At 63.7% G+C, this 14,739-nt stretch carries 17 protein-coding genes; 8 read left to right on the top strand and 9 right to left on the bottom strand.

All coding sequences use genetic code 11. The features are described 5' to 3' along the window. Positions 1–258: hypothetical protein (locus tag VGO04_RS00510; RefSeq protein ID WP_327494000.1), on the bottom strand; the 258-nt coding region annotated here is incomplete at its 3' end. 185 nt (positions 259–443) lie between these two features. On the opposite strand from VGO04_RS00510, the gene VGO04_RS00505 reads away from it, so the two are divergent. Continuing rightward, complete coding sequence (locus VGO04_RS00505) at positions 444–1,409, top strand: adenylate/guanylate cyclase domain-containing protein (protein WP_327493999.1); 966 nt, start codon at positions 444–446, stop codon at positions 1,407–1,409. Between the two features lie 7 nt (positions 1,410–1,416). Here VGO04_RS00505 and VGO04_RS00500 read toward each other — a convergent pair whose 3' ends face one another. From VGO04_RS00500 to VGO04_RS00490, 3 genes are all read right to left on the bottom strand, one after another. Further along, the gene (locus VGO04_RS00500) at positions 1,417–3,423 is read right to left on the bottom strand and encodes an adenylate/guanylate cyclase domain-containing protein (protein ID WP_327493998.1); all 2,007 of its coding nucleotides are present in this window, start codon (positions 3,421–3,423) and stop codon (positions 1,417–1,419) included. 166 nt (positions 3,424–3,589) lie between these two features. After that, the gene (locus VGO04_RS00495) at positions 3,590–4,618 is read right to left on the bottom strand and encodes a hydroxyacid dehydrogenase (protein WP_327493997.1); all 1,029 of its coding nucleotides are present in this window, start codon (positions 4,616–4,618) and stop codon (positions 3,590–3,592) included. Positions 4,619–4,749: 131 nt separating this feature from the next. Then, positions 4,750–5,061: a hypothetical protein gene (locus VGO04_RS00490; protein ID WP_327493996.1), complete on the bottom strand. Its 312-nt coding sequence runs from the start codon at positions 5,059–5,061 to the stop codon at positions 4,750–4,752. A 108-nt stretch (positions 5,062–5,169) separates the two neighbouring features. Between VGO04_RS00490 and VGO04_RS00485 the strand changes: the two genes are divergently transcribed. Next, positions 5,170–5,796 carry a ribonuclease D gene (locus VGO04_RS00485; RefSeq protein ID WP_327493995.1) on the top strand — a complete coding sequence of 209 codons (627 nt, stop codon included), beginning with the start codon at positions 5,170–5,172 and terminating at the stop codon, positions 5,794–5,796. 12 nt (positions 5,797–5,808) lie between these two features. Here VGO04_RS00485 and VGO04_RS00480 read toward each other — a convergent pair whose 3' ends face one another. Together VGO04_RS00480 and VGO04_RS00475 are read right to left on the bottom strand one after the other, a co-directional pair. Then, positions 5,809–6,153, bottom strand: a complete 345-nt coding sequence (locus VGO04_RS00480) for a YqaA family protein (RefSeq protein ID WP_327494001.1) — start codon at positions 6,151–6,153, stop codon at positions 5,809–5,811. A gap of 83 nt (positions 6,154–6,236) precedes the next feature. After that, positions 6,237–6,518: a SelT/SelW/SelH family protein gene (locus VGO04_RS00475; RefSeq protein ID WP_327493993.1), complete on the bottom strand. Its 282-nt coding sequence runs from the start codon at positions 6,516–6,518 to the stop codon at positions 6,237–6,239. A 213-nt stretch (positions 6,519–6,731) separates the two neighbouring features. Here VGO04_RS00475 and VGO04_RS00470 point away from each other — a divergent pair, with 213 nt between their 5' ends. Then, the gene (locus VGO04_RS00470) at positions 6,732–7,187 is read left to right on the top strand and encodes a DoxX family protein (protein WP_327493992.1); all 456 of its coding nucleotides are present in this window, start codon (positions 6,732–6,734) and stop codon (positions 7,185–7,187) included. Positions 7,188–7,276: 89 nt separating this feature from the next. On the opposite strand, the gene rnk is transcribed toward VGO04_RS00470, so the two are convergent. Next, positions 7,277–7,681, bottom strand: a complete 405-nt coding sequence (gene rnk, locus VGO04_RS00465) for a nucleoside diphosphate kinase regulator (RefSeq protein WP_327493991.1) — start codon at positions 7,679–7,681, stop codon at positions 7,277–7,279. A gap of 356 nt (positions 7,682–8,037) precedes the next feature. Here rnk and VGO04_RS00460 point away from each other — a divergent pair, with 356 nt between their 5' ends. From VGO04_RS00460 to VGO04_RS00445, 4 genes are read left to right on the top strand one after another with little or no spacing between them, the layout of a single operon-like run. Continuing rightward, entirely contained in the window at positions 8,038–8,793 is a 756-nt protein-coding gene (locus tag VGO04_RS00460; protein ID WP_327493990.1) for a type 1 glutamine amidotransferase, read from the top strand. Then, positions 8,790–9,269, top strand: coding sequence for a GFA family protein (locus VGO04_RS00455; protein ID WP_327493989.1), 480 nt, complete (start codon positions 8,790–8,792; stop codon positions 9,267–9,269). Before VGO04_RS00460 ends, VGO04_RS00455 begins: the two co-directional genes overlap by 4 nt. Further along, a complete protein-coding gene (locus VGO04_RS00450) occupies positions 9,266–9,826 on the top strand; it encodes a sugar O-acetyltransferase (RefSeq protein ID WP_327493988.1) in 561 nt (186 codons plus the stop codon). Before VGO04_RS00455 ends, VGO04_RS00450 begins: the two co-directional genes overlap by 4 nt. A gap of 46 nt (positions 9,827–9,872) precedes the next feature. Then, on the top strand, positions 9,873–10,379 hold the full coding sequence (locus VGO04_RS00445) for a GNAT family protein (protein WP_327493987.1): 507 nt from the start codon (positions 9,873–9,875) through the stop codon (positions 10,377–10,379). A 144-nt stretch (positions 10,380–10,523) separates the two neighbouring features. Here the strand turns inward: VGO04_RS00445 and VGO04_RS00440 are convergent, their stop codons facing one another. Next, positions 10,524–11,138, bottom strand: a complete 615-nt coding sequence (locus VGO04_RS00440; RefSeq protein ID WP_414650490.1) for a TetR/AcrR family transcriptional regulator — start codon at positions 11,136–11,138, stop codon at positions 10,524–10,526. A 130-nt stretch (positions 11,139–11,268) separates the two neighbouring features. Here VGO04_RS00440 and VGO04_RS00435 point away from each other — a divergent pair, with 130 nt between their 5' ends. Further along, complete coding sequence (locus VGO04_RS00435) at positions 11,269–12,735, top strand: MFS transporter (protein WP_327493985.1); 1,467 nt, start codon at positions 11,269–11,271, stop codon at positions 12,733–12,735. Between the two features lie 242 nt (positions 12,736–12,977). On the opposite strand, the gene lepA is transcribed toward VGO04_RS00435, so the two are convergent. Continuing rightward, the coding region (gene lepA, locus VGO04_RS00430; protein WP_327493984.1) for a translation elongation factor 4 at positions 12,978–14,739 on the bottom strand (1,762 nt) is incomplete at its 5' end.

The raw sequence follows: 14,739 nt of genomic DNA, 5'->3' as shown, positions 1-14,739 counted from the left end.
AATTGGTAGACGCGCCAGCTTCAGGTGCTGGTACTCGAAAGGGTGTGGAGGTTCGAGTCCTCTTCTGGGCACCAAATTCCCAAGCCAAGTCTTTGACTTGGTTTTGAAAAACCCCGGTTCGCCGGGGTTTTTTCGTTTCTGCCTTTCGGCGAAATTGGGGCCGGTTTCCTCTCGATCGAGTGTCGATTTTCCAGCCCATTGGTTGCGCCGCGACGGTATTTTCGCGCATTGCGACTTGAAGCTTTCAACGACAGTCATGATATTCTAGCCGGACCAAAAAGAGTGGGACGCGTGGCGAGGGCGCCGGGCGATTTTGGCAAGCGTGGCTTGGGCGCGCCAGGACGGTGTTCGCAAGCGGAGGCAGGCGCACGACGGAACTCCGGTCGATGCGACGCTGTGGATGAATTCGCCGGCGCGGCGGATCTTGAACAAGGACGAAGGCGATGTCTGAGACACGTCGTAAGCTGACCACCATCCTTTCCGCGGATGTGCAGGACTACACGCGGCTGATGCGCGCCGACGAGGAGGGCACGCTCGCCACATTGAAACGGCATCGTGACGCGATGGGGCGGCTGATCGAGGTGCATCATGGCCGCGTCGTCAACACGTGGGGCGACGGCCTGATCGCCGAGTTTTCGAGTGTGGTGGAGGCGCTGCGCGCGGCAATCGACGTGCAGAACGAACTGGCCGGTTGCAACGCGAAATGCCCGGTCGATGAGCAGATGCTGTTTCGCATCGGCATCAATCTCGGCGACGTGATTGCCGAAGGCGACGACCTCTATGGCGACGGTGTCAACGTCGCCGCGCGGCTGCAAGCATCGGCGCCCGCTGGCGGCATTGTCATTTCCAACACCGTCTATGACCAGGTGCGCAACAAGGTCGCCGTCGGCTTCGATTTCCTGGGGCCGCTTGAGGTGAAGAACATCGATGGCGGCATCCCGAGCTACGCCGTGCGCATCGGTGCGCCGAATGTACGGGTCGCGGCCGCAGACGGCGTCTTTGGCCGCTCGGCTGCCAAGGACGCGCGCAATCCGGTTCGCCCCGCCGCGGGAACAGGCAAGGCCGCCAAGGCTGCCGACGCGGTCGCTGTCGCAAACAGCCGCTCTGTGCCAGTGCTTGCGGTTATCGTTGCGGGCCTTGCGGTACTCAACCTGCTGACGTGGGATGGTGTGTTCTGGGCAGTCTGGCCGATGCTCGGCGTCTCCATCCTTGCCGGCCTGTCCTGGCTCAAGGCCAACCGCTGGGTGGATCGCGGCATCGGGATCCTGGCGCTTTGCGGATTGGTGGTTCTGACCATCAACCTTCTGACATGGGATGGTGTCTTCTGGGCGGTGTGGCCGCTGCTGGGTCTTGGCGTGGTTGCGGGCCTGCGCTGGGTTACCCGCCAGCGGCGCAGCCTGGGTTCGTGAGCGCGGCCTATACGCCGCTGTCAGAAGCGTTCGAGCCGTTGCCAGCTGTTTCGGGCGCGTCGTTCTCGGATGCAGTTTCCTCGGGCTCCGCGCCAAGCACCTCGTAGATTTCGAGTGCGGTGGCACGCCCCTTGGCCTGCGCCGTTCCGAGCGGCCTGAAATGGATCACGTCGCTGGCCTGTGCGACCACCGCGCCGCTCGCCATGATCGTCGTGTCGTAATTCTTGTTCATGCCTTCAAGACGGGACGCCACGTTCACCGTGTCGCCCATGGCCGTGTATTGCAGCCGCTCCCGGGCGCCGACATTGCCGACGACCGCGGTGCCGGTGTGAATGCCGAAGCGGGTCCGGAACTCCGGCAGCCCCTTCTTGCGCTGCGCCGCGTTGAAGACACCGAGCCGCTGCTCAACGTCCAGCGCGCAACGGCAGGCGTGCTCGGCATGTCTTGCGTCCGGTGCCGGCGCGTTCCACATGGCAAACACGGAATCGCCGAGGAACTGGATGATCGTGCCGTCGTGTTCGCCGACCGCCTCGCTGAAGATATCGAAATACTCCGACAGCATCGCCACGACCTCCTCCGGCGAGTGCTTCTCGCTGAGCGTGGTGAAGTCGTAGATGTCGGTAAAGAGCGCTGTCACTTCCTGACGCCAGGCCGAGCGGCCGCTGAAATGGCCGGATTCGATGCCTTTGCGCACCAGTTCCTTCGGGACATAGAGCGCGAAGGTGAAGATCGCGTCGCGCGCCCGGTTCATGGCGCCTCCGAGCGTCGAGATCTCGCTGACATGCGACGACACATCGATCGGCGTGGTGAAGTCGAGATCCTGCAGCCGGTTGGCGCTGGCGGTCAGCTGGTTGAGCCCCTTGGTGATCAGATGCGCAAGCAGCAGCGAGACGAGCACGGCGAGCGTCACCACGGCGCCGGAAATCGCCAAACCCTGCACGAGGGTGCGGTTCGCTTCCGCCATCAACTCGTCGAGCGGTGCGGCCACCACGGCGCGGTTGCCGGACAGAAGCAGCGCGGATTCGAGCGGCGTCACCATGACGAGATAGGTCCGGTCTCCGACTTCCACGAAGTCTGCCTTGCCGGGCGCTGGCGGATGCAGGCGGATGCTCTGGATCAGGGGATCGCTGTCGGCCTGCACGATCGGGCTATCCTTTTCCCGTGCCGCCATGATGCGCCGCATCATCACCCGGTCGGAATGGATGATCGGCCGTCCGAAGGCATCGAGGATGAACGAAACGGAACCGGTCGTCAGCCGTTCGCGGGCAAGGAAATCGGTGATGGTATCGAGGACGACGTCGGCGCCGATCACGATCTGCGGATTGCCGCGATGGGCCTGAGAGATGGTCATTCCGAGCGTCTCGGTCGTCGCGCTTTCGTAAGGGCCGGTCGAGACCGCGGCCTTGCCGTTGACCGCCGCACGATACCAGGGCCTGGTTCGCGGGTCGAAGCCGGAAGATGGCACGATCCGATCGGAGAATTGCGTGCCGTCCTTGTCCAGGAAAAGGACGCGCTGCAGGGGCTTGCCGCTTGCATCCCTTTCCATCGAGCGCACGGCAATGGCTGCGCCCCGCGGCGCATCGAGCGCCATCCGCCATGCGGCCTGCTTGAGATCGACCATGTGAAAGAAGGCGCCGTTGGGATAGCCGACATAAACCCCGTCGATGTGCGGCGACCGAGAGATGCCTTCACGAAGGACCGCCACCTTGTCGGCCATGCGCTCCGGCGGCGGCACGAGGAAGGAGTTGGCGACCGAGGAGACGAGGCTGACGAGGGCGGAGGTATCGCCCGACAGCACGCCTAGCCGGTCGACCAGCCGGCTCATGAAGCCGCGCATGTTGGCCTCGGCATCGGCGATCGCGGCGTTGCGCGAGCGGTTGTAGTCGAGACCGACGAGGGTCGCGGAGACTGCGATGAGCATGGCAACCATGACCAGGCTGAACAGCGTGCGCAGCGAACTGTTCCAGGTGTCGCTTATGCTGCTTCGTGGATTACCGGGCGCCGTGTCAGTCATCGGGCTCTCTATCTTCGCGCTACGCTGCGGTTCAAGTTGTGCGACCTTCGCGTGTGTCGATGCCGCAGGCCGCCGCTGCGTTGAAACCCTATATGCGATTCCCATAAAACACGTTAATCGTCGGGACGCACGATCCCGCCGTCATCCGCCACGCAAAAACGTTCGCTCAGTTGACCGTTACCGGCTTCGAGCGCATGCGGGCTACGGTTTCGCGCTCCGCACGCTTGCAGCGCATCGGCGGCAGGTCGCGGTCCATCAGGTCCATGTCCTCAAGCACCATGTCGCCCATCTTTTTGAAGGCGCTTTCGAGTGCGCCGGCCCGGTGGGCTGAGCGCAGGAAACCGGGCAGCGTGCGCACGGGATGCTCAAGCGGCAGCGGTTCTTCGGGAAAGACGTCGCTCGCCGCCACGATATGCCCACGCGCGACGGCGGCCATCAGTGCGTCGAAATCGACAACGCCGGCACGGCTCAAAAGGATGAAGGCGGCACCTGGGCGCATGCGGGCAAAGGCTTTCTCGCCGAGAAAACCCTCGTTCTCGCTGGTGACGGAGGCGACGACGAAAACGTAGTCACTCTCGCCAAGAACCGTGTCGAGCGACGCCGGTTCGACGCCGTTGTCCTTCAGGATGGAAACGGGCATCCAGGGATCGAAAACCCGGATCCTGGCGCGGAAGCCTGAAAGCACGCGGTTCAGCGCCTTGCCGAGATCGCCGAAGCCGATGATGCCGATGTCGGAGCCCGAGAGCAGGCGGGCCGAGCGGTTGCCGTCGCCGCCCCAGAGCTCGCGGCCTTCGCGGAAGGCGAGATCGGCATCGACGATGCCGCGGGCGATGTTGAGCGCCATGGCGAGGCCGAGTTCCGCGACCGGTTCGGCAAAGACCTGGCCGGTGGTCACCACGTGGATGCCGCGCTGAAACAACACGTCGTAGGGCATGTTGTTGATGAGGTTGCTCTCGACATTGAGGATCGCCCTGAGCTTGCCCATGCGGTCGAGCGTGGGGTGGTCAAGCGGCGGCTGGCCGATGATGTAGCGGGCCTCGGCCAGCACCTCATCGCCAAGGCCGGCAATATCGTCAGGGTCCGCTTCCACAATGCGGTAGCGCCGGTGAAGGTCGGCAAGCGCCTCCGGCGTGAAGATCAGGTCGAGCGTGCGCGGGGCGGGTGCGCTGATGGCGAGCGGTCTCGTATCGGACATGGTTCCTCCCTGGCGGAGGTGGCCCCCGCTTCCTCGTGTCAAGGTCTAGGAACAAATCGGCGCCTTGCCAAGCGTCGCGGTGTGTCCGCACGCAGGCATCCGGCCGAATGCGGGATGCGGCGTGCGCTGCGTCAGTAGCCGAGACCGCGCTTCTGCCGATAGAGCGACGGCGGCAGGTCGCTGCCCTGGAATACCGGCCCGTCACCACGCCGGCAATTGTAGATCGTATCGTAGATGGGGCGGCCGCGGGCGGTCGATTCGAACGGATAGTTTCGATCGACGAAGCTCTGTTCGCAGACGATCTGGTCGCCACCGCCGTTCAGCGGATCCATCTGGCGCACGCCCGGCAGATCCCGATAGGTCTGCGCCGCTGCCGGCATCGCGGAAAGTGTGATGGCGAGCGCGAGCGTGGAAAGGGCGAGGGCGGAGTGAAGCGACGTCATCGTCAGGACTTTCGAAGCGGCAAGCGGCGGGCGTAATGTGACAACGGTATCGCCGGCGCCAAACTTGCGCTATAGGCCACACCACTTCCTTTGATCTGGGGATTTTCGATGGCGAATGCAATACGGTTCCACGAAGGCGATATTTCCGCTGTTGATGCCGACCGCTATCGGGGCGCGATCGCGATCGACACGGAAACGCTCGGCCTCATCCCCCGCCGCGACCGGCTGTGCGTGGTGCAGCTTTCCCCGGGCGACGGCACTGCCGACGTGATCCGCATCGCCGCAGGCCAGAAGCAAGCACCGAACCTCGTCGCCATGCTTGAAGATCCTGCCCGCCAGAAGATCTTCCATTTCGGCCGTTTCGATATTGCCGTCCTGTTCCACACATTCGGGGTCACGACGACGCCGGTATTTTGCACCAAGATCGCCTCGCGGCTGACCCGGACCTATACCGACCGCCACGGCCTGAAGGACAATCTCAAGGAGATGCTCGACGTCGACATCTCCAAACAGCAGCAGTCGTCCGACTGGGCGGCCGAGACCTTGTCGCAGGCACAACTCGAATATGCCGCTTCAGACGTTCTCCACCTGCACGCCCTCAGGGAGAAGCTGACAGCCCGTCTGCTACGCGATGGCCGAATGGAACACGCCGACGCCTGCTTTGCCTTCCTGCCGACGCGCTCCAAGCTCGACCTGCTCGGCTGGGACGAGACCGACATCTTCGCCCACAGCTGAGCGGCTGCGGGCCTAGGGCGTCAGGTGCAGGACGACGGCGTAGCGCGCCGCCTTGCCGATCGTGACGAACAGCAGGAACAACGGCAGCTTCATGCGCAGGAGGCCGGCGACCAGCGTCAGCGGGTCGCCGATGACCGGTAGCCAGGAGAGAAGCAGCACCGGCTGACCGTAACGGGCAAAGAGCGCCTCCGCCTTTTTCCGTGCCGCGGGAGAAACGGGAAACCAGCGACGCCCTTCGAACCGGATGAGAAAACGCCCGAGCGCGAAGTTGACGACGGCGCCAAGTACGTTGCCGGCGGTTGCGGCAAGGAAGAGGGCGGTGCGGCTCGTCTCGCCGTGCAATGCGGCCGCAACGATCGCCGCCTCCGACATGCCAAAGAGTAGCGTCGCCGACAGGAATGCGGCGGAGAAGACGCCGAAGAGAATTCCGAAATCCAGGATCAGCTCCTGTCGGTGTGGCCGAGATCGCGCTCCGGCTCGATGATGTCGCGGATGCGCTGCTTCAGTTCCTTCGGACCCGGAAAGCCGCCGTCGCGCTTGCGCTCCCAGATCAGCTCGTCGTTGACGCGGATCTCGAAATTGCCGCCGGTGCCGGGAATGAGCGCCACTTCGCCGAGCGATTGACCAAAGGTCTGCAGCAGTTCCTGCGCCATCCAGCCGGCGCGCAGCAGCCAGTTGCACTGGGTGCAGTAGAGGATGGTGATGCGTGGCTTTTGGTCCATCGGGCGGTTCTCGGCTCTGTGTCGGGGCGGCGACCATACCGGTCGCATGGCATGGAAACAACCGCGGCGGCGTGCGCGCTCACGTCGCACTCACATAATTGTCAACCAATTTAGTCATGTTTTTATCGGCGGTCGCTTGCTTTGGCCGGGCGTCGCGGTGAGAGATTGCGGCATTGCACAAATTGTCGCACCCCAACCGCCGGAGAGGCCCTTATGACCGACGTCACCGCTTCCAGTTCCCGCCCGCGCGCCATCCTGCCGGCGCTTCAAAAGATCTACCTGCCGCTCGACACCTTCGCCGAAACGCTGTTGCGGGTCCTCGCGGGCGTCCTGCTTGCGGTTCATGGCTTCGGCAAGATCACCGACCCCTTCGGCGCGATCGGCATGGTGGAAGGCCTCGGCTTTTATCCCGGCGTCTTCTGGTCGCCGCTTCTTGCTGCCACGGAATTCTTTGGCGGCATCCTGATCGCGATCGGTCTCTTGACCCGCCCGGCCGCCTTTGCCGGCATGATTGTGCTCCTCGTCACGGTCTATTTCCACGGCATCGTCCAGGCGGAAGGCCTGTTCGGCGCCGAGAAATCGATCCTGTGGGCGGCAATCCTGTTCTTCTTCGCCATTCGCGGCGCCAACAGCCAGTCGGTCGACGCCAAGCTCGGCAAGCAGTTCTGATCGATCGCATTGCGATCATTGAAACGGGGAGGCGGTGAAACCGGCCTCCCCGTTTTCGTATGGGTGCCTGTGCGCCTTCGCCTTGAAGGTCAGGCGCTTTCCCTTGCCGTGACCGTACGGATGGTCATGCGGTGGACCTTGCCGGAGCGGTCGAGCCAGTCGATCGACTGGCCGACGGAAAGGCCGATCAGCGCCGCCCCGATGGGCGTCAGCACCGAAATGCGACCGGCCTCGATATCGGCCTCGCCGGGATAGACGAGCGTCACCTTCTTGGCGAAACCGTTGTCGGCCTCGAAGGCGACGGTGGAGCCCATCTGCACGCTGTCGGCGGGCAGCGCGTCGGCCGGGCCGATGCGGGCGCGGTCGAGTTCGGCCAGCAGCGCTTCGGCCACTTCGGGAACGCGTTCGAGTGCGGCGGAGGCGAGGGCCGTCAGCCGCTTGTGGTCTTCGGCATTGATGATGATTGCGGGAAGTTTCTTGCGGGATGCCGCCATGATGTGACCTGACACGTTCCATCGATGCGCACTCAGCGGGCGCAATCGAAATCGATTTCTGGATATTCGGCGCTCGTTCAGCCGCGTTCACAAATGTCTTCTGCCGACGCGAAAGGCTCCCCTCACCCGGAGAGCGCAAGCATCCGGGCCGGGGTCAGGTTCCTGCGATCGGGCACACCCGGAAGCAGCAATGAGAAGAAATCGTCGCCATCATGATGGCCCAAGGGTCGGAAAGTTTGGCCGCGAAGTCAAGGCCGCCTGTTGTGCAAGCCGGCTCGCTCCTTCGAACAATCCCCTCTTGAACAGGAAACCCGCTCGTGATCATTCTCTCGTCGCGAAGACGAAGGGACGTAGCGATGCGGGTGTTGGTGGTTGAAAACATGGCGAAGACCGAGCTCGGCCAGGTCGGCTCGGCGCTGCGCGAGGCAAAGGCCGAGATCGAAATCCGTCGTGCCTATCTGGGGGATGCCGTGCCTGAAACGCCGGATGGCTACGACGCGCTCGTCGTGCTCGGCGGTGAACAGAGTGCGCTTGACGATGCTGCCTTTCCCTATCTCCCCACGCTTGCCGCGCTGATGCGCGCCTTCGGCGACAGCGGCTGCTCCGTGCTCGGCATCTGCCTTGGAAGCCAGCTTCTCGCCCGCGCCTATGGTGCGAAGAACCTGCTGGGAGCCGCCAGGGAATTCGGCTGGTGCCAGGTGCATGTGCGCGGCGAGGGCGCCGTTGATCCGGTGCTGGCAAGCGTCGGCGAGAGCTTCCCGATCTTCCAGTGGCATGGCGATACCTTCACGCTGCCGGAAGGCGCGGTGCATTTGGCCGAAAACGCCGTGACGGTGCACCAGGCCTTCCGCATGGGGCGTGCCGCCTATGGCACGCAATTCCATTTCGAGGCGGACACGCATCTGGTCGAGGACTGGAACCGTACCTTCCCCGATACGATCAACCGGCTCGACCCCACCTGGCTTGCCCGTTATCGCGAGCACGCAGCCCGCCATGGGCGGGAGGCCGATGCCGCGGGCCTGGCACTGGCGCGCGCCTGGGTGGCGACGATCAGCCGCCGCGATGGAATGGCCATCAATGCTGAAGCGGTTCTGGAGGAGGTCGACGGATGAGTGAGGCAACAGGCGGCGGCTGCTTCTGCGGCCGCATTCGCTACCGGCTGAAGGCCGCGCCAATGTTCGTCAATTGCTGTCATTGCAGCGATTGCCAGCGCCAGGTCGGCAGCGCCTTTGTCGTCAACGGCGTGATCGAGCGTGACAACATCGAGCTCACCAATGGCGAGCCTGTCGTCGTGACGCTCCCCACCGACAGCGGTCGTCCCCATGACGTCTATCGCTGCGCGGAATGCCAGACGGCGCTCTGGAGCGACTACGGCCGGCGCGGCTGGCTCTCGTTCCTGAGGATCGCCACTCTCGACCAACCCTCGGATTTCCCGCCGGACGCGCACATCTTTACGCGCTCCAAAGTCAAGTGGCTGTCGCTCGAAGGCGGCGCTCCGGTCTTCGACATCTACTATGACATGAAGACGATGTGGCCGCCTGAAAGCCTGGCGCGACGTGCGGCTGCCGAGGCCAGGGCACAGGCATGAGCAGCGAGCGCGACAAGATGGCCGCCGGTGCGTGGTACACGTGCCTCGATGCCGAACTTGAGGCGCTTCGGCTCACGGCGCGTGAAGCCATCCATCAGCACAACACCATGTCGCCGGGCACGCGTGGAACGATGGCACCGGCCCTGCGCGCACTGTTCGGATCCGTTGCCGATGACGTCTTTGTCGAGGCACCATTCCATTGTTCCTACGGCATCAACATTCGCCTCGGCGCGCGCGTCTATCTCAATGCCGGCTGCACCATCCTCGACAGCGGTGCCGTAACGATCGGCGAGGGGACGATGTTGGGGCCAGGCGTGCAGATCTACTGCGCCGAGCACCACAAGGATGCGGCGCTACGCGGCCAGGGCCTCGAGATTGCCCGTCCGGTGACGATTGGTGCTGATGTCTGGATCGGCGGCGGCGCCATCATCCTGGGTGGCGTGACGATCGGCGACGGCGCGATCGTCGGCGCAGGCTCGGTGGTAACAAGGGATGTGCCCGCCGGAGCCACCGTTGTCGGCAATCCGGCACGTCAGCTCTATCGCTCGACGACCTGAAGCGGATCGCGACGCGCATTCATAGATTTTCAGGAGAACCATTTCGATGACGAACGTAACCAGGACGATCCACGTGCGCCCAGCGCGCTCCGACGACGCGCCGGCGCTCAGCGCATTCCTCAACGAGATCATCCGGATCGGCGGCACCACCGCGCACCAGACGCCGTTTACGCCCGAGACATTCGTGGAGCACTATCTTGCCGGTCCCGGTTTCGTCAGCTGCTTCGTTGCCATGGACGAGGCTGGCGAGCCCTGCGCGTTCCAGGCCTTGGACCGTTGGGATGGAATTCCTGACGGTTGGGCCGATATCGGCACCTTCTCCCGTCCCGGCAACAAGGTGCGCGGCGCTGGCACGGCGCTTTTCAAGGCCACGTGCGATCATGCCCGCTCGATCGGCCTGAAAGCCCTCAACGCCACCATCCGCGCCGACAACGTGGGCGGGCTTGCTTATTACGGAAAGATGGGTTTCGTCGATTACAAGGTCGACAAGGCGGTGCCGCTCAAGGATGGCACGCTGGTGGACCGGATCTGGAAGCGGTTCTTGCTGTCATAAGCGGACGCAGGTGTTGTCGCTTTTGGCACCGTCTCACTCTCTCGGTCGCCATTCTCGGGTTTAACTCGAGAATCCAGATCAGAGCCTGAAAAATTCCAGGCAGGCGTTGCATCACTCCGGCCAGGTTTTCCGCTGCCGGCGCCTCTACCGTCCGCTTCTGCGCACCATCGCAGAGATCGTCTCGTAAAGCTCCCTCTGTGCCTCGTCTGCCGTGATCTCACCTGTCGCTGCGGCTTGAGACAGGCCGTCGGCGGCACCAAGCATGGCCCAGAAGCCAGCCGCCGCGATGCCTTTTTCACCCGCAAACGGGTTCAGAACCTTTCGGCATTTCTCGATGTAGACCAACTGATAAGCCCGTTTGACGTCCGCAAGCTCCGGCGAGCCGGCAAGCGCCGCCAGCACGCCGGGGATTTCCCGGCCCTGCGCAAGCACGCATTCGACATAGGTAGAGGCAATGGTTCTGGCTGTTGCCTCCAGCGTCTTGTCGCTCGCCGCGATGGCCGCGTCCATCACGACCGTCTGTCGCGCGTCAAAATCCTGATAGAGCGCCGCAAGCAGGCCATTGCGCGTGCCGAAATGGTCATAGACCACCGGCTTGGCGACGGCCGCCTCCTCGGCCATGCGCGGCAGCGTCAGCGCGTCGGTGCCTTCCTCGCGAACGAGCCTCCAGGCGACCTCGATCAGCTGGCTTAGCCGCTGCTCACGGGTGAGGCGAACGCGCTTGTTGGTGTCAGGGCTCGGCTTCATGACGCTTGACATCGCTATATACCAAAAGTAACTTACTTGAAGTATATAGAAGACGCCTCCCGATCGCAACCACCCGCCCGCCTTCATCGCTGGCGGCCAAAGCGGCATGCCTGCGCATGCCGTAAGCAAGGACCTGTGCCCTATGACTGACACTTCCCTTCCAAGTTCAACGGACCGAAACGCCTGGCTCGGCCTTATGGCCGTGTTGCCCCTGGTCCTGCTCGTGGCCATGGATGGTTCCATCCTTTATCTCGCCATGCCGCGAGTGACCTCGGCCCTCATGCCAACCGCCGACCAGGCGCTCTGGATCCTCGATATCTATGGTTTCGTCGTCGGATCGCTGCTCATTGCCTTCGGCAACATCGGCGACCGCTACGGACGGCTGAAGCTGATCATGATCGGCGCGGTGATCTTCGGCTTGGGATCGCTCGGTGCGGCCTATTCGCAGTCACCCATGGCGCTCATCGCCTCGCGCGCCCTGATGGGGCTCGGTGGCGCGACCTTGCTGCCCTCGGGGCTTGCGATCGTCAGCGCGTTGTTTCCGGACCCGCGTTTGCGCGCCCAGGCCATCGGCATCTTCGCCGCCACGTTTGCTGCCGGCTTCGCCATCGGCCCGGTTCTCGGGGGGCTGCTGTTGCAACGACTCGAGTGGGGCGCCGTGTTCCTGATCAACGTCCCCGTCGTACTCGGCTTCCTGGCCGCGGCACCGATTCTTCTGCGCGAGGTGCGCACCACGACCTATGGCCGCATCGATCTGCCGAGCCTCGTCTTGTCCTTTGCCGGCATCCTGCTCTTCACCTATTCGCTGAAGACGGCTGCTGCTCACGGCTTCACCCTATTGCAATCGGGTGCCGGGATCGTCGGCATCCTCGCGATTGCCCTGTTTCTTCGCCGGCAGACGCGGATCGCGTATCCGCTGCTCGATCTTACCCTGTTCCGCGACCGGATCTTTTCGATTGCCATCCTCACCGGCCTGCTGCCGCTGGTCGTCTGGTCTGCTGTCGGTTATCTCTCGGGCATCTACCTGCAATCGGTGTTGGGTTTCGACGTCTTCACGGCGGCTCTTTTGACCTTGCCGGGCGCGATCGTGCTGATGGCGACCTGCGTCGGCACGGCCCGCATCGTCGAGGAGGTCGGCCGCAGGACGGCGCTCGTCGCAACGCATTTCCTGATCGCGGCCGGGGTTTTCCTGCTGCTCTTCACCACCACGGAGACCGGCGTCGCGGTCTTCATCGCCTCCACCATTGTCGCCGGCATCGGCTACGGCCTTTCCTTCAGCCTTGTGGCCGAGATCGCGGTATCGGCCGTGCCTGCCGAACGCGCCGGTGCGGCCGGTTCGATCGCCGAGACCAGCAACGAGCTCGGCAACGCCTTGGGCATCACGCTTCTTGGTTCGCTGGCCGCCCTCAGCTTCCGGCTCCTCGGCCCTGGCGTGGCGGGCACGCTCAACGAAACGCTCGATCACCCGGGTCTTGCTTCCGAAGTGACCCTGCAGGCCAAGGAAGCCTTCGTCACCGGCCTGCAAGTCGCGGCCGGCGTCGGAGGGCTTGCGCTCCTTGCATTGGGCGTCATCGCCTGGCTGTGGCTGCCGAAGAAACTGCCGGAGTGAACGCGAGCGGAATGACGGTCGAAGGTTGCGAACCTAAACGGCGACCTTGGAAAAAATAGGCGTTGGACCCGAACGCTGTTCTGATCTCGCTACCCCCCTCGGCCTGTCATCCTCGGGCTGAACATCAATCATCAAGGATGAAGACTGCGAGTGAGGCGGTGTCGGGGCGGGGGCGGGGCTCCCGCACCAAAAAGAAAAAGGGAGGCAAATGCCTCCCTCAATCAATCGGACCTGAAGAGCCCTTACTCGTCGCCCATCTTGAGCGCGGCGATGAAGGCTTCCTGCGGGATCTCCACCTTGCCGAACTGGCGCATGCGCTTCTTGCCGGCCTTCTGCTTTTCCAAGAGCTTGCGCTTGCGGGTGGCGTCGCCGCCGTAGCACTTGGCGGTCACGTCCTTGCGCAGCGCCGAGATGGTTTCGCGGGCGATGACGTTGCCGCCGATCGCCGCCTGGATCGGGATCTTGAACATGTGCTTCGGGATCAGCTCCTTGAGCTTCTCGCACATTTCGCGGCCGCGCTTTTCCGCCGCCATCCGGTGCACCATCATCGACAGCGCGTCGACCGGCTCGCCGTTGACGAGGATGGACATCTTCACAAGGTTGCCTTCCTTGTGCTCGGTGATCTGGTAGTCGAACGAGGCGTAGCCCTTGGAGATCGACTTCAGACGGTCGTAGAAGTCGAACACCACTTCGTTGAGCGGCAGGTCGTAGGTCAGCATCGCGCGGGTGCCGACGTAGGTCAGCTCGATCTGGATGCCGCGGCGGTCCTGGCAGAGTTTCAGGATGCCGCCGAGATAATCGTCGGGGGTCAGGATCGTCGCGCGGATCCACGGCTCGTGGATTTCTGCGATCTTGACGACGTCGGGCATGTCGGCCGGGTTGTGCAGCTCGCGCTCCGAGCCGTCGGTCATGAACAGCTTGTAGACGACCGAGGGGGCCGTCGCGATCAGGTCGAGGTCGAACTCGCGCTCCAGGCGTTCCTGGATGATTTCGAGGTGCAACAGGCCGAGGAAGCCGCAGCGGAAACCGAAGCCGAGTGCGGCGGACGATTCCATTTCGAAGGAGAACGACGCGTCGTTGAGGCGCAGCTTGCCCATGGCCGAGCGCAGGTCCTCGAAGTCGGCGGCGTCGACCGGGAAGAGACCGCAGAAGACCACCGGCTGCGCCGGCTTGAAACCCGGCAGTGCGGTTGCGGTCGGGCGCTTGTCCTCGGTGATGGTATCGCCGACGCGGGTGTCGGCCACTTCCTTGATCGAGGCGGTGATGAAGCCGATCTCACCCGGACCAAGCGCATCCATCGCCACCATCTTCGGTGTCAGCACGCCGACACGTTCGATCGTGTACTTGGCGTCGGTGCCCATCATGCGGATGGTCATGCCCTTCTTGAGCGTGCCGTCGATGATGCGCACGAGAACCATGACGCCGAGATAGGTGTCGTACCAGCTGTCGACGAGCAGGGCCTTGAGCGGCGCCGCATCGCCGCCGTCGCTCTTCGGCGCCGGCAGCTTGGTGACGATCGCTTCGAGCACGTCGGGAATGCCGAGGCCGGTCTTTGCCGAAATCAGCACCGCGTCGGACGCGTCGATGCCGATCACTTCCTCGATCTGCTCCTTGATGCGGTCGGGTTCGGCCGCCGGCAGGTCGATCTTGTTGAGCACTGTGACGAGTTCGTGGTTGTTGTCGATCGCCTGGTAGACGTTGGCAAGCGTCTGGGCTTCAACGCCCTGGGACGCGTCGACGACAAGCAGTGAGCCTTCGCAGGCCGACAGCGAGCGCGAGACTTCGTAGGCGAAGTCGACGTGGCCGGGCGTGTCGATGAGGTTCAGCACATAGGTCTCGCCGTCATTGGCCTTGTAGTGCAGTCGCACCGTCTGGGCCTTGATGGTGATGCCGCGCTCGCGCTCGATATCCATGCTGTCGAGCACCTGCTCGGACATCTCGCGCTCGGCGAGGCCGCCGGTGGACTGGATCAGCCGGTCGGCAAGCGTCGACTTGCCGTGGTCG

The organism is Ensifer sp., assembly GCF_035999185.1.
In the GTDB taxonomy this organism is placed as follows: Bacteria; Pseudomonadota; Alphaproteobacteria; order Rhizobiales; family Rhizobiaceae; genus Ensifer.
This window is presented reverse-complemented; position numbering and strand designations above follow the sequence as displayed.

Coding starts and splice junctions, on each gene's coding strand:
- VGO04_RS00460 (WP_327493990.1), top strand. CDS start 8,038: ATGCGGGTGTTGGTGGTTGAAAACATGGCGAAGACCGAGCTCGGCCAG.
- VGO04_RS00495 (WP_327493997.1), bottom strand. CDS start 4,618: ATGTCCGATACGAGACCGCTCGCCATCAGCGCACCCGCCCCGCGCACG.
- VGO04_RS00440 (WP_414650490.1), bottom strand. CDS start 11,138: ATGTCAAGCGTCATGAAGCCGAGCCCTGACACCAACAAGCGCGTTCGC.
- VGO04_RS00455 (WP_327493989.1), top strand. CDS start 8,790: ATGAGTGAGGCAACAGGCGGCGGCTGCTTCTGCGGCCGCATTCGCTAC.
- VGO04_RS00435 (WP_327493985.1), top strand. CDS start 11,269: ATGACTGACACTTCCCTTCCAAGTTCAACGGACCGAAACGCCTGGCTC.
- VGO04_RS00490 (WP_327493996.1), bottom strand. CDS start 5,061: ATGACGTCGCTTCACTCCGCCCTCGCCCTTTCCACGCTCGCGCTCGCC.
- VGO04_RS00445 (WP_327493987.1), top strand. CDS start 9,873: ATGACGAACGTAACCAGGACGATCCACGTGCGCCCAGCGCGCTCCGAC.
- VGO04_RS00485 (WP_327493995.1), top strand. CDS start 5,170: ATGGCGAATGCAATACGGTTCCACGAAGGCGATATTTCCGCTGTTGAT.
- VGO04_RS00450 (WP_327493988.1), top strand. CDS start 9,266: ATGAGCAGCGAGCGCGACAAGATGGCCGCCGGTGCGTGGTACACGTGC.
- VGO04_RS00475 (WP_327493993.1), bottom strand. CDS start 6,518: ATGGACCAAAAGCCACGCATCACCATCCTCTACTGCACCCAGTGCAAC.
- VGO04_RS00500 (WP_327493998.1), bottom strand. CDS start 3,423: ATGACTGACACGGCGCCCGGTAATCCACGAAGCAGCATAAGCGACACC.
- rnk (WP_327493991.1), bottom strand. CDS start 7,681: ATGGCGGCATCCCGCAAGAAACTTCCCGCAATCATCATCAATGCCGAA.
- VGO04_RS00505 (WP_327493999.1), top strand. CDS start 444: ATGTCTGAGACACGTCGTAAGCTGACCACCATCCTTTCCGCGGATGTG.
- VGO04_RS00470 (WP_327493992.1), top strand. CDS start 6,732: ATGACCGACGTCACCGCTTCCAGTTCCCGCCCGCGCGCCATCCTGCCG.